The sequence below is a fragment of the Enterococcus infantis genome (assembly GCF_049166715.1).
Classification (GTDB): Bacteria; Bacillota; Bacilli; order Lactobacillales; family Enterococcaceae; genus Enterococcus_C; species Enterococcus_C leclercqii.
Genome location: NZ_JBMHFB010000001.1, coordinates 179350 through 192713, shown reverse-complemented (window position 1 = coordinate 192713; position 13364 = coordinate 179350). Strand labels below are relative to the sequence as shown.

11 protein-coding genes are annotated in these 13364 nt (G+C 43.6%); 9 read left to right on the top strand and 2 right to left on the bottom strand.

Annotated elements, in window-relative coordinates; genetic code table 11:
• Positions 1-65: 65 nt before the first annotated feature.
• On the top strand, positions 66-1502 hold the full coding sequence (gene gtfA / locus ACOMA8_RS00830; RefSeq protein ID WP_421367601.1) for a sucrose phosphorylase: 1437 nt from the start codon (positions 66-68) through the stop codon (positions 1500-1502).
• A 128-nt stretch (positions 1503-1630) separates the two neighbouring features.
• Here gtfA and ACOMA8_RS00825 read toward each other — a convergent pair whose 3' ends face one another.
• Both ACOMA8_RS00825 and ACOMA8_RS00820 read right to left on the bottom strand, forming a co-directional pair.
• Entirely contained in the window at positions 1631-3643 is a 2013-nt protein-coding gene (locus tag ACOMA8_RS00825; RefSeq protein WP_161899224.1) for a KUP/HAK/KT family potassium transporter, read from the bottom strand.
• Between the two features lie 161 nt (positions 3644-3804).
• On the bottom strand, positions 3805-5175 hold the full coding sequence (locus ACOMA8_RS00820; protein ID WP_421367598.1) for an MATE family efflux transporter: 1371 nt from the start codon (positions 5173-5175) through the stop codon (positions 3805-3807).
• 461 nt (positions 5176-5636) lie between these two features.
• On the opposite strand from ACOMA8_RS00820, the gene ACOMA8_RS00815 reads away from it, so the two are divergent.
• The 8 genes from ACOMA8_RS00815 (at position 5637) to ACOMA8_RS00780 (ending at position 12907) form a co-directional block, all read left to right on the top strand.
• Entirely contained in the window at positions 5637-6080 is a 444-nt protein-coding gene (locus ACOMA8_RS00815; RefSeq protein ID WP_161899222.1) for a DUF3290 domain-containing protein, read from the top strand.
• A gap of 79 nt (positions 6081-6159) precedes the next feature.
• Positions 6160-6822 (top strand): DUF421 domain-containing protein, encoded by a 663-nt coding sequence (locus ACOMA8_RS00810; RefSeq protein ID WP_421367596.1) that lies wholly within the window; start codon positions 6160-6162, stop codon positions 6820-6822.
• 224 nt (positions 6823-7046) lie between these two features.
• A complete protein-coding gene (locus ACOMA8_RS00805; RefSeq protein WP_421367593.1) occupies positions 7047-7808 on the top strand; it encodes an IclR family transcriptional regulator in 762 nt (253 codons plus the stop codon).
• 121 nt (positions 7809-7929) lie between these two features.
• Entirely contained in the window at positions 7930-8772 is an 843-nt protein-coding gene (gene kduI / locus ACOMA8_RS00800; RefSeq protein WP_421367590.1) for a 5-dehydro-4-deoxy-D-glucuronate isomerase, read from the top strand.
• A 70-nt stretch (positions 8773-8842) separates the two neighbouring features.
• The gene (locus ACOMA8_RS00795) at positions 8843-9646 is read left to right on the top strand and encodes a gluconate 5-dehydrogenase (protein ID WP_161899218.1); all 804 of its coding nucleotides are present in this window, start codon (positions 8843-8845) and stop codon (positions 9644-9646) included.
• A 251-nt stretch (positions 9647-9897) separates the two neighbouring features.
• Positions 9898-10545: a bifunctional 2-keto-4-hydroxyglutarate aldolase/2-keto-3-deoxy-6-phosphogluconate aldolase gene (locus ACOMA8_RS00790; RefSeq protein WP_161899217.1), complete on the top strand. Its 648-nt coding sequence runs from the start codon at positions 9898-9900 to the stop codon at positions 10543-10545.
• A gap of 4 nt (positions 10546-10549) precedes the next feature.
• Positions 10550-11548: a PfkB family carbohydrate kinase gene (locus ACOMA8_RS00785; RefSeq protein WP_421367585.1), complete on the top strand. Its 999-nt coding sequence runs from the start codon at positions 10550-10552 to the stop codon at positions 11546-11548.
• A gap of 261 nt (positions 11549-11809) precedes the next feature.
• Positions 11810-12907 carry a lactate oxidase gene (locus ACOMA8_RS00780; protein WP_421367582.1) on the top strand — a complete coding sequence of 366 codons (1098 nt, stop codon included), beginning with the start codon at positions 11810-11812 and terminating at the stop codon, positions 12905-12907.
• Positions 12908-13364 lie beyond the last annotated feature (457 nt).

Here is a 13364-nt window from a genome sequence, read left to right as displayed (position 1 = left end):
CAGGCGGCGGCAGTTCTGATAACCATTCGGACAGCAGTCGCCTGCTTGTGAAAAGAGGAATAGCTATGAACATTAAAAACCAAGCCATGCTAATCACTTATGCCGACAGTTTGGGAAGTGATTTGAAAGAATTGAAGAAAGTTTTGACAGATCACTTGCAAGGAGTTGTGGGAGGTGTTCACCTGTTGCCATTCTTTCCTTCTACCGGGGACCGAGGATTTGCTCCTAGTGATTACCGGGTTGTCGATCCCGTTTTTGGGACTTGGGAAGAAATTGAAGCCTTAGGAGAAGAGTACTACCTGATGTTTGACTTCATGATTAACCATATCTCCCGCGAATCTGAGTATTTTCAAGATTTCAAAACTCACCATGAAAGCTCACCTTATAAAGAGATGTTCATCCAAGTACACGAGTTCTTTCCCGAGGGCCGGCCAACGCAAGCTGACATCGACTTGATCTACAAACGCAAAGATAAAGCCCCTTTTCAAGAACTGGTCTTTGAAGACGGGGAGAAGACATTGGTCTGGAATACGTTTGGGGAAGAGCAGATTGATCTGGACGTGACCAAAGCTGTGACTAAACAATTTATCCGTGATACCTTGAAGGACATGGCCAAGCATGGCTGTTCGCTGATTCGTCTGGATGCTTTTGCCTATGCGATAAAAAAATTAGATACCAATGATTTCTTTGTAGAGCCGGAGATCTGGGAATTGCTGGAAGAGGTTCGTGATGAAGCAGCAAAATACGAGATTCAGCTTTTGCCGGAAATCCATGAGCATTATTCGATTCAAATGAAAATTGCAGACCACGACTATTTCATCTATGATTTCGCGCTGCCAATGCTGACTTTACATGCTTTGTACAGTGGTCGCAGCGATCGTCTGGCTAAATGGCTTGCCTTGAGTCCCATGAAACAATTCACGACGTTGGACACCCATGATGGTATCGGTGTGGTGGATGCCAGAGATTTGCTGACACAAGAAGAGCTGGATTATACCTCCGAAAAACTTTATGAAGTAGGAGCCAACGTCAAGAAGGTTTACTCTTCGGCCAGCTACAACAATCTGGATATCTATCAGATCAACAGCACTTACTACAGTGCGCTGGGAGACGATGATGCCAGCTATCTTTTGGCGCGGGCGATTCAATGCTTTGCACCAGGAATCCCGCAAATTTATTATGTAGGACTTTTAGCGGGGAAAAATGATATTCAATTGTTGGAAACTACCAAAGAAGGCCGCAACATCAACCGTCATTATTATAGTCTAGCAGAAATTGCTGAGGAGACTGAGCGACCAGTAGTCAAAGCACTGTTTGACTTGCTGCGCTTTCGTAATACCAGCCCAGCTTTTGACTTGGCGGGAGAAATCCAAGTGAAGACGCCGAGTCCTAGTGAGCTGGTGATTGTCAGAACAGGTAAAGAGGGGATACAGGCTGTTTTAAATGCTGATTTGGCGGCGAAGACATTTACTATTAGTGAAAACGGAAATCGTGTCTTTTAAGAAGAAGCTTGAAAAAAGTAATCCATCTAAAAAAGCAGCAGGACTGTATGCGGGTGTAAACCGTCAGCAGTCCTGTTGCTTTTGATCGTATTGATATGGATGGCTAACTTAGGAAAAGAGACGCTTTGTTACATATCCTTACTTGTTCGTTCCACCAATCGGGTCTTTCTGGGAGCGCCAATCACTAATGGCACGGTTTCATATAAGACATCGCTGTATTCCAAGCCAAACCAGTTTTCTGGTGACATGGTGTGTCGTTTGATAAAGAGCTTGGCTTGAATGACTTGTCGTTCCCATTTGCTGATAACAGTGTTGTTGGAAAGCTCTTTTTGAATCAGAACAAATTGGAAATCACCGACACTACGACCAGGAGTGATGGAATATTTTTGTGGTTGTCGTGGGATACGACCGGTTTTCATCAAGTCGTGGATGATTTGACGGATATAGACGTTGACTTCTTGCTCCACACGAAATCCTAAAAACAGTTTTACTTTGATGACAAAATCGGTGCCCATCGTATCGATTTCATATTCTTGTGTGTAAGGTTCATCGGTGACTTCCACATTGACGAACCAATAAGCTTCTGCTCGTTTTGGTCGTTTGTCCAAGATAGAATAGATGAATTGCCGTTCAATATTGTCGCCGTTGATACGGGGGACTAAAAAGACGACATTGGTTTGATAAACCGGCAGAGATTTATCGTTGCGCAAATTAGTGAGCTGTGGTAAATAATCCCGCAAGTCTGCTTCTTCTGAGACGCTTTCCTCGATAAGATTGCCCCATTCCCAGATAACCATGACAAAGAGAATAGCTAAGGCGATTAATACTGCCACAAAGCCGCCATGGAAGAATTTCACGGCGCTGGAGATGAAGAAGACCGACTCGATGGTGCCAAAAAACAAAGTAATCAATAAAGAAACAGCGATAGAGTGGCCTCGTTCTTTCATAAAGAAGAACAATAAGAAGGTCGTCATCAGCATAGTGACCGTGATGGACAATCCATAGGCTGCTTCCATATGAGAAGAGGTACGGAAGGTAATAACCACTAGTGAACAAGCGGCCCAAAGGAGGCTGTTGACCAGAGGAATGTACATTTGGCCGATAGTTTTTCCTGGGTATAAGATTCTCATACGCGGCAATAGTTTTAATTTGATGGCTTCGGAAACCAAGGTGAAGGAACCTGAAATCAGCGCTTGTGAAGCGATGACAGCGGCAATTGTAGCAAAACCGACACCAATTACCATCCACCCGTCAGGCAACATCCGAAAGAAAGGGTTCAATTGTTCGATGGCTTGCATATCAGCCTCTTGGTAGACGCTGGTCAGCCAGGCTGCTTGCCCCAAATAATTAAGCATCAAACAAATTTTTACATAAGGCCAACTGACGTGGATGTTGCGTTTACCTACATGACCCATGTCAGAATACAAGGCCTCTGCCCCGGTAGTTGCCAAAAAAATGTTCCCTAGAATGAAGATTCCCAGATGGTTTTCAGCAGAAAACAACAGCTTCACTGCGTAATATGGATTCAAAGCCCGGATTACGCTGAGGTCCTGACTGAAGTTGACGATGCCCATAATACCTAAAAAGCTAAACCAAAGAAACATCACCGGCCCAAAGGCTTTCCCCACCAGATCGGTTCCAAAACGTTGCATAGAAAACAATATTAATAAAATGACCAATGTGATGCCGACGATGATGTTTTGATTCATACCGAAACGATCAAAAAATTCCGGAATTCCTCGCAGGCCTTCAATCGCGGTGGTAACAGTGACTGCCGGCGTCAAGACGCCATCTGCCAGTAAGGCTGCCCCGCCGATCATGGCAGGAATGATTAGGAACTTTCCTTGCTTGCGTACCAGCGTATACAAAGAAAAAATACCACCTTCGCCGTGATTATCGGCTCGTAGGGCAATCACGACATATTTGATAGTAGTCAAGAATGTCAGTGTCCAGAAGATCAGTGACACGGCACCAAGGATAAAATCGGGGTCAATAGATGCTAGACCACCGTTTTCTTCTACAATGGCTTTCATCACGTATAGCGGACTGGTTCCAATATCTCCGTAGACGACCCCCATTGCTACCAATAGACCTGCAAAAGAAATCTTATGCAGATGGGGATGTTTCGACTGTTCTTCCATGCTTGGTCTGCCTCCTGAAATATAGGGCTGACGGGTAATGGTCAGCCGTTTTTGTTTGATTGAAATAAAAAAAGCGGTAATTAAGACCACTTTACGAACAAAGAGGGAAATAGTCAACTGAAAACCGGCCTATGCAAGTTTGCATGAGACCGGTAATAGAGTTAAATCAATTTATTGGCATACCATTTATTTCCCCGAAAACGCAAGTAAAAGATCGTTCCCCGCAGTGCCCATTCTGAACAGGTAACAGCGAAAAGTCCCAACAGTCCATAGCCCAGATAGATTCCAAAAAAGTAGCCCATACCAATCCGATAAAGCCACATGGAAAGCAGAGAGACCGCAGTGGTAAATTTTGCATCGCCGGCCGCCCGCAATGCAGCAGGCAGAATAAAGCTAATCGACCAGAATAAAAAGTGGGTGACAATATAGATCAAGAAAATTTGAAAAATCAAAGGCAGAACACCGGCTGGTGGATTGAATAAACTCATACCAACATTAAAAAATGGCAACAGTAGGAGATCCACTGTTAGAAAAGCGGCGCAGCCCAACAGTACAAAAGATTTTGTCAGCTTACGGGCATCTTTGATATTGTCACGGCCGATACACTGACCCACGATGGGCACCAAAGAAGTGCTCAGTGCGGAAGGAATAATTTCCGATAACTGTACCCAACTGACAGCAATGGCATTGGCAGCGATATTTTGTGTTCCCAAAGAAACGATCAAAATCTGCATGATGATTTTGCCACCATTGAAAACCAGCGATTCGGTAGCAAAAGGAATCGAAATCGTAATGATATGACGAATCTTGGTGAAAGAGGGCTGACGAAAATACTGGCGCCGGATATTCAGCAGTTCACGATTGGCATACAAGGTATAAATAGCGAAAAAGACAGCGAGAAAGCGAGAGATGTTCAAAGAATAGGTCAATCCTCTGACTCCTAGACCCAAATGGCTGACAAAGATGACGTTGCCGAGAATATAAAGGGCGTTCATTAAAAGGGAAAGTTTCAGAGAAGCTTTGGTTCGACCAATTCCGCGAAGGCTGCCATTGGTACCTTCGACCACAGCTTGCATTGGATAACTGATCAATAAACCAGTCATATAGATTTTGGCGTTGTTCATCACGGCAGGAGTGGCTTTTCCAAAGAGCAGCCCCAATACGGGATCTCTTAAAATGAGAAAAGTTGCTGTCAATATCAAGGCCATAGCAATACAGCCGAAGACAGTGCTAGCTGCCATCTGGCCCATTTCACGAAAGTTTTTACGGCCGTAATATTGCGCGATTACTACCGTTCCTCCGAGACCGACAGCAGCAAAAATCTGAACCATAAAATAATGAAGAGAGCCGACCATATTCACAGCACTGACTGCTTCAGCACCGGATGAAGAGATCATCGCAGTGTTGATAAAGTTGAAACTGACCAAAAAGAATTGATCGATGATTACCGGAACTACCAGTGAAACGATGAATGAAAAAGAGATGTCTTCTCCGGAGAACCAGTTGCGAATTCTCGAACCTGCTTTTGCCAACCAAACAACCTGCTTTCTATTGTCAATTCGAGCATGTCTAAATTTGCATTGCTCACTACTGGACCTTCCTCACCACAAATTTGCGAGTTTAATTCTAGCGGATGCTAGTTATGAACCTTACAACGAGACGAGGTTTTTTTTTGAGAAGAAAGTAGTGGGCACAGAGGTTTCAAGACACGCCCGTGTGAAACCACTTGCTTATACACTACAAAGCTTATCACAAACTTTAAAAAAAGCACGCCTCATTTGGAAGAGGTTTCAATCCTTCAAGTGGAAATCGTTTTTGTTTGCTGAATTCTCCATCAAGTTCTCTTCAACACAAATTGGAGAAATAAAGGATTAAGAGCGTTAGAAGGCCCTCGAGAGGACTTCGTGATACAATGGCTATAGGAAAAATAAGGCAGCAGTCCAAAGTTTCAAAAAAGTTTGATTGCTGTTATTTATAGGTAGGAGTGATTTTTTTGGACGTTTACGGAATCAATTATCTGCAAGGGTCTGTCGGGGTTGCGGACTATATCAAGTATGGTCTGGTATTTTTTGCAATCGTCATGCTGATTTTTGCTTTCAGTACGTATCTGCGTCATCGGTTAGAGACGAAATATCGGGATTTGTCCATCATCATGTTATTGTTTCTGCTTTTCATGCTAGGTGTCCAATATGAAGAATATACCCAGGCGCAAACCAATTCCACCCAGTCATCACAAGTGGTTTCTTTTGTCAAACAAGTGGCTAAGGATCAAGGCGTGGATCCGACAGAAGTTTATGTAAACGGAACGCGAATGGCTGATCAGATGATTGTGGTAGTGAACGACCAAATTTATCGGGTATCTTTAAGCGGGGATGGGACCAATTACTTGTTGCAAGATGCCTATGTCTTTTCTGGCACTATCAATAAACACGATTGAGGTGGGCTGATTAAGACAGGACTCTTCAAGAATAAGTGAATGAGTTGAAATTTTTCCATAAAAAAGGAGGCAGGCCGCAATGGTCTATTATTTACCGATATTTTTGAAATTTGCCTTAGGGCTGATTTGTTTGATTTTACAAATTACGATTATGGGCAAAGGGAATCTCGCCCCAACTTCGCCAATGGATCAAGTGCAAAATTACGTCTTAGGGGGCATTATCGGTGGTGTTATCTACAACGACAGCATCACCGTCTTGCAATTTGTTTTGGTGCTGATCATTTGGACGCTCTTAGTATTGGTGTTGAAGTTTGCTAAAGAACACAACCGCTGGGTAAAAGCTGTAATTGATGGTAAGCCGGTGACCTTGATTAGAAATGGTCAAGTCAATGTCCAGGAATGTCTGCGGGTGGGAATTTCCGCCAATGATTTGATGTTTAAGCTGCGTTCAAACGGCGTGTTTGAAGTGGAGAAAGTCAAATGGGCAGTGATGGAGCAAAACGGCCAGCTGAATGTTATCGCATTTGGAGATGAAATGATTCGCTTTCCAATTATTGTAGATGGACAGGCCAATTACGATTTATTGGAAATTATCGACAAAGATGTAGACTGGCTGACTCAGGAAGTCTCGGCTCAAGGCTTTGAACATCTGCGACAAATCTACTTAGGTGAATATCTAAATGGCGAAGTTTTGTTGACGCCATATATTGAAAACCAGCTGTCTTCAGGACAGTCTAGCTGAGTTTGTGTGCCAATGGTTAAATCAAGATAGTCAGTCCTTGAACTATTGAACGAATGAAAGACAAGCGACTTCCAATCTTTTTTATGGAAGTCGCTTGTCTTTTACTTGTGGCGCGCACTTGGCAGTGTTCGATTTAGAGGCGGGTGCTGGCTGATTGTCACCGCCTCTTTTCTTTTTCTGAAAAAGCGGTTATAATTTCTTATATAGAAAAAGAGGTGTTTTATATGGAAAAACAGAAACCTTATGGGACGGTGCTGATTAAAGCGTCTCATTTACTGGACTATTTAGCTGAACATGCCAATTCCACTTTGCAAGAAGTTGCCAAAGGAACGGGGATGACAGCATCGACTGCTCTTAAGATTCTAGATACGCTGGTTTTGATTGGCTATGTGGAAAAAACAGTGACCAAGACCTATCGACTCGGCTCAAAATTGATTCGTTATGCTAATCATGATCTGGCTCAAACAGAACTTGTAGAGATTAGTCGGCCCTATCTGGAGGATCTGAATGAAACAGTGGATGAAACCGTCCATCTAGGTGTGTTAGTGAATGACGAGATTCTTTATGTCAATAAGCTGGAACCAAAAGGGCAAACCATCCTCATGTCTTCAAAAATCGGAATCACGCGCCCGCTGTATTCGTCAGCGATGGGAAAAGCTGTCTTGGCAGAATTTTCTGAGGCGGATTATGAGAAATATTTAGAAGAAACCCCCTTGGTCCCTCATACGGCAAATACGATTACTAACCCTTTGAAACTAGCAGAAGAGCTGACCGAAGTTCGACAGACGGCGGTTGCTTATGATGATGAAGAGATGGAAAAAGATATTTTTTGTATCGGAGCGACGCTTATGTCACCAGAAGGAATTGCGGGCGCTTTCAGTGTTAGTGTGCCGAAATATCGCCTAACGCCAGCTTTTCGCCAAAAAATGATTAATCAGATCTTAGAAACCAAGTCAGCCATCGAAGGACAACTCAGCAAAAATTAATTTCAAGAAGGTTTGCCTTTTATAAAAATCCGTGTATAATGAAATTGAAATTTCCAATGAGAAAATGTAAATTTCTTATTTGGAAAAATAAAGTTGTGAAGCACAAAAAGGAGAAGAGACAATGCAAACTATGGAAACCCGCTACACCCACAGCCCGTTAGATATTCGTCATTATTCGACAGAAGAGTTGCGCCGGGAATTTTTGGTGGAAAAGGTTTTTGTTCCCGGTGAGATCAGCTTGACATATACCCATAACGATCGGATGATTTTCGGTGGTGTGACACCGACTGAAACGTCTTTAGAGATTCAGTTGTCTGCGGAATTAGGCGTAGATTATTTCTTGGAACGCCGCGAATTAGGGGTAATCAATATCGGTGGCCCTGGTTTTATTGAAATCGACGGCGAAAAAGAACCGATGAAAAAACAAGAAGGCTATTATATCGGAAAAGAAACCCGCCATGTGGTATTTTCTTCTGAAGATAGCAGCAATCCGGCAAAATTTTATATCAGCTCTGTGCCAGCTCACAAAAAATACCCAAATGTGAAAATCTCAATCGACCAAGTTAAACCGATGGAAACTGGGGAAGGCTTGTCATTGAACGAACGTAAAATCTATCAATATATCCATCCAAATGTCTGTGATAGCTGCCAACTGCAGATGGGTTACACGATTTTAGAACCAGGGTCATCATGGAATACGATGCCTTGTCATACCCATGAACGTCGCATGGAAGCTTATGTGTACTTTGATTTTGCGAATCCCGATACTCGTGTTTTCCACATGATGGGCAAACCGGACGAAACCAAACATCTGGTAGTTGATGAAGGACAAGCAGTTATCTCACCAAGCTGGTCAATCCATTCTGGTGTTGGGACATCAAACTACAGCTTCATCTGGGCGATGTGTGGCGAAAACATCACTTATACCGATATGGACATGGTACCGATGAGCGACTTGAAATAATTAAGGCGACCAAATCATTTTGCAGATAAAGGACAAATGATCACAAAAATAATAAGCGAGGGATAGAGTTATGGAATTTTCAATGGATATGTTCCGTTTAGACGGTAAAGTAGCGTTGATCACCGGAGCAACTTACGGGATCGGATTTGAATTGGCAAAAGCAATGGCAAGTGCTGGTGCAACTATCGTTTTCAACGATTTGAAACAAGAATCTGTTGATCGTGGCTTGGCAAACTATAAAGAAGCCGGCATCGAAGCTCATGGTTATGTTGCTGACGTGACTGATGAAGATGCCATCAACGAATTGGTAGCCAAAGTTGAAAAAGAAGTCGGCGTGATTGATATTCTGGTCAACAATGCGGGTATCATCAAACGGATCCCAATGCTGGAAATGTCGGCTGCTGATTTCCGTCAAGTTGTCGATGTTGACTTGAATGCGCCATTCATCGTCTCTAAAGCAGTCCTGCCAGGCATGATTAAAAAAGGCCACGGCAAGATTATCAATATCTGTTCAATGATGAGTGAATTGGGCCGCGAAACAGTTGCTGGTTATGCAGCTGCTAAGGGCGGGCTGAAAATGTTGACGAAAAATATCTGTTCTGAATTTGGTGAAGCAAATATCCAATGTAACGGCATTGGACCCGGCTATATCGCTACGCCGCAAACTGCCCCATTGCGTGAAAAACAAGCAGATGGTTCTCGCCATCCATTCGACGAGTTCATCGTGTCTAGAACACCTGCTGGTCGCTGGGGTGACACGGTAGATTTGGCTGGTCCGGCAGTCTTCTTGGCTTCTGATGCTTCAGATTTCGTAAACGGCCACATCTTGTACGTGGACGGCGGAATCTTGGCTTATATCGGCAAACAACCTTAATAAAACCGATCGTAACAGGACAGTAACATCCTTTCTTTAAAAATACTCGAGCCCTATCTGTACTGCTGCTGCCCTGCGACGGAGATTGTCGCGAGTCCATAAGGAAAACAGCACTTTTTCAGCAGATTAGGTTCGGGTATTTTTTTGATTATAGAAAAAGCAAATGGGTAGCTGATATACTAGAAGCGACGAAACTGCTGCACATTGTAACAATCAGCAAGTGTGGGCCACTTGAATGGAGGAAATCAAAGATGAAACGTGTAGAAATTTTGACAAAATTGGAAAATGCCGGTGTTATTCCGGTGGTCCGGGGAAATTCAAAAGAACAAGGTCTCAAGTCTTGTAAAGCATTATTAGCTGGGGGAATGAAAGGGCTGGAAATCACGTTTACATTGCCAAAAGCAGATGAAGTGATTGCGGAAATGGTAGCAGGAAACCAAGATCCTGAAGTGGTTATTGGTGCGGGAACAGTATTGGATGCAGTGACAGCTCGTTTAGCTATCATGGCTGGAGCAGAGTTTATTGTCAGTCCAACCTTCGATCAGGACACGGCTGAAATCTGTAATTTGTACCAGATTCCTTATCTGCCTGGATGCATGACAATCACAGAAATCAAAAATGCCATGAAGGCCGGCGTGGATATCGTGAAACTGTTTCCCGGATCTGCTTATGGTTCATCAATCATCGGAGCTTTTAAAGCGCCACTGCCTCACGTCAATATAATGCCAACAGGTGGCGTCAGTCTGGAAAACATGGCGGAATGGTTCAAAGCCGGTGTCGTAACTGTTGGTGTCGGAGGAAATTTGATGAAACCAGCCGACAGCGGTGATTATGAAGGGGTAACTAAAGCAGCACAAGCATATATGGCTGAGTTTAAACGAATCAAGGAAGGAAACTAGCCTGATGAAAAAAGTGGTCACACTGGGAGAAATCATGCTGCGGCTGTCCACTGTGGCAGAAGCTCGGATGGCAGAAAGCACAACCTTTGCCGCTGATTATGGTGGGGGAGAGGCCAATGTTGCGATTTCGTTGGCTAATTACGGGCATCAGGTTGCCTTTGCTAGCAAGGTCCCAGCTAATCCGCTGGGGTTGGCAGTGAAGCAGCATTTGCACAAGTATGGTGTCGATACCTCTTTCTTATTAGAAGGTGGCGAACGTCTGGGAACCTACTATCTGGAAAATGGTGTTGGTCTGCGCTCGTCAAATGTCGTCTATGATCGCAAGTATTCCAGCTTTTCCATGATGGATACTTTGGAGTGGGAGTTGGATGCGCTGTTTGCAGAAACTGAAGTGCTGCTGCTTTCTGGAATCACACCAGCCTTGTCTGCTGTTTGGCGTCAAATGACTTTGTTGTTAGCAAAAGAAGCCAAAACACGAGGTGTGAAGGTCGTACTGGATGTCAATTACCGCGGCAAATTATGGTCAGTCGAGGCTTGTAGCGAATTCCTTCGCGAAATAGCAGGTCTGGTTGATATTTTGTCTGCAGGACAGCTGGACGCCTTGAACTTCTTCAAAGTTCCTGAGCGAGCAGCGGCGGATTTGACTTACTACTATGGAGAAATTGCTAAACGCTACCCGAATATTCAAGCTTTTTATTCGACGACTCGGGAAGTCGTCAATGCCAACCACAACTATTTGCAAGGCAATCTTTATGTCAATGGCCGCCTATATCAGTCGGTGAACTATGACATTCACGACATTGTGGACCGGGTGGGAGGCGGAGATGCATATACAGCTGGGATTTTGCACGGCTTTTTATCTGACTTTGAACCACAAAAAACGGTTGAATTTGCCGCCTTGGCATCAGCTATGAAACATACCGTTCATGGGGATCATAATCAATTTTCAGCACAAGAAATTGAAGAGCTGCTACAAAGTGGCGTCAAAGAAATCAAACGTTGAGTAAAAAATATCCTTAACCGCTTCCCATGTTTAAAAGGGGGGCGGTTTTGTTGTAGAATACAGCGATTGCCAAGTAAAATAGAGCTGATGTTGAGCAGCAACTGTGGACGAAAGGAAAACCGATTCCCCAAAAAAATTGAAGGAAAAGCTGAATATATTAGCAGATTACTGGATGACAACCATTCATAAGTACAATTGGTTGCTTACTTTTTATAAGCGGTGTAAGATGGCTTTGTAAGTTTCGAGAAAGAAGGAATCCTCATGTATCAAGCAAGCAATGAAGAACATCCAATTGAAATCGTAAATATTGCGTCACTAGAAGGAAAAGTCAAAGCAGATATGGAAGTCGGTGCTTTTGGCTATATCCGGGGCGGTTCTGAAGACGAATGGACGATGCGGGAAAATACAGCATCTTTTAACCAAAAGAAAATTATGCCGCGAGTGTTACGGGGCATTGATCATGCCGATTTGTCTACTAAGCTGTGGGACATCGACTTGAAAACACCAATTATTCAGGCCCCTTCTGCTGCCCAAGGCTTGGCTCATGAAAAAGGCGAAGCGGATACGGCCATCGGTGTTGCTGCTGCCGGGTCAATTTTCTCCATCAGCACATATGCCAATACCACGATTGAAGCGGCTGCTGCTGCGGCACCGGGTGCACCGCAATTTTTCCAATTGTATATGAGTAAAGATGACGGCTTTAATGAATTTATTCTGGAAAAAGCGGTTAAAGCCGGGGCGAAAGCAATTATTTTGACTGCTGATTCAACGCTGGGGGGTTACCGAGAAGAAGACATAATCAATCACTTCCAGTTCCCACTGCCAATGCCCAATTTAGCTGCCTACAGTGAACAAAGTGCCAGTGGTAATGGTGAAGGCAAAGGAATCGCTGAAATCTATGCTGCGGCTAAACAAGGTCTGGTACCGGAGGATATCAAAAAAATTAAAGATCTGACTCAGCTGCCGGTTATCGTCAAGGGAATTCAATCACCGGAAGATGCTGAAGTAGCGATTGCAGCCGGCGCAGACGGTATCTGGGTATCCAATCATGGGGGCCGTCAGCTAGACGGTGGGCCGGCTTCATTTGAAGTACTGCCTGCTATTGCAAGTGTGGTCAACAAACGAGTGCCAGTTATTTTTGACTCTGGTGTTCGTCGTGGTGAACATGTCTTTAAAGCGTTAGCCAGTGGTGCGGACTTGGTTGCTATCGGCCGTCCAATCATCTACGGATTGAATCTTGGTGGGGCGCAAGGGGTGACTTCTGTTCTGGAACACTTGAATAAAGAGTTATCCATTACTATGCAGTTGGCAGGCACCAAAACTATCGAAGAGGTAAAAAATACCCAATTGCTGGATTAATAAACGTGGTTGGCTAGCCTTTTAGGCTATAGGAAAAAAGTAGTTAAACCGCTATATCGTGAAACTCTGCTAGACTTGTTGTTAAGACAAGTCTAGCAGAGTCGATATAGCGGTTTTTTGCGTTTAGTGAATCAGGAAATTCGATTTTTGCTGACATCTGGGTTGTGTCAGGCAGAAAATACTGGAAAAAGAAAAAGTGGTATGGCACTTTCTAATAAGATTATTATGGAAAAATAAGCATCCCTTTGTACTTTATTGGTATACACAGTGTTGTCAGACGGGGATTTGAGGGGCTGCGGCATTGGTAGTATTAGAATTGAATCAGTTCAAAAAAGTGAAGAAGCAGGATATTTTAATTAACCGACTTTTTTAATAAAATAACACTAATTTTCGGCGTAGTAGTTATTTCTTTGTTATCCTTAAATAAGAAATTGGTCTATTTAGAGACAGAGAAGGT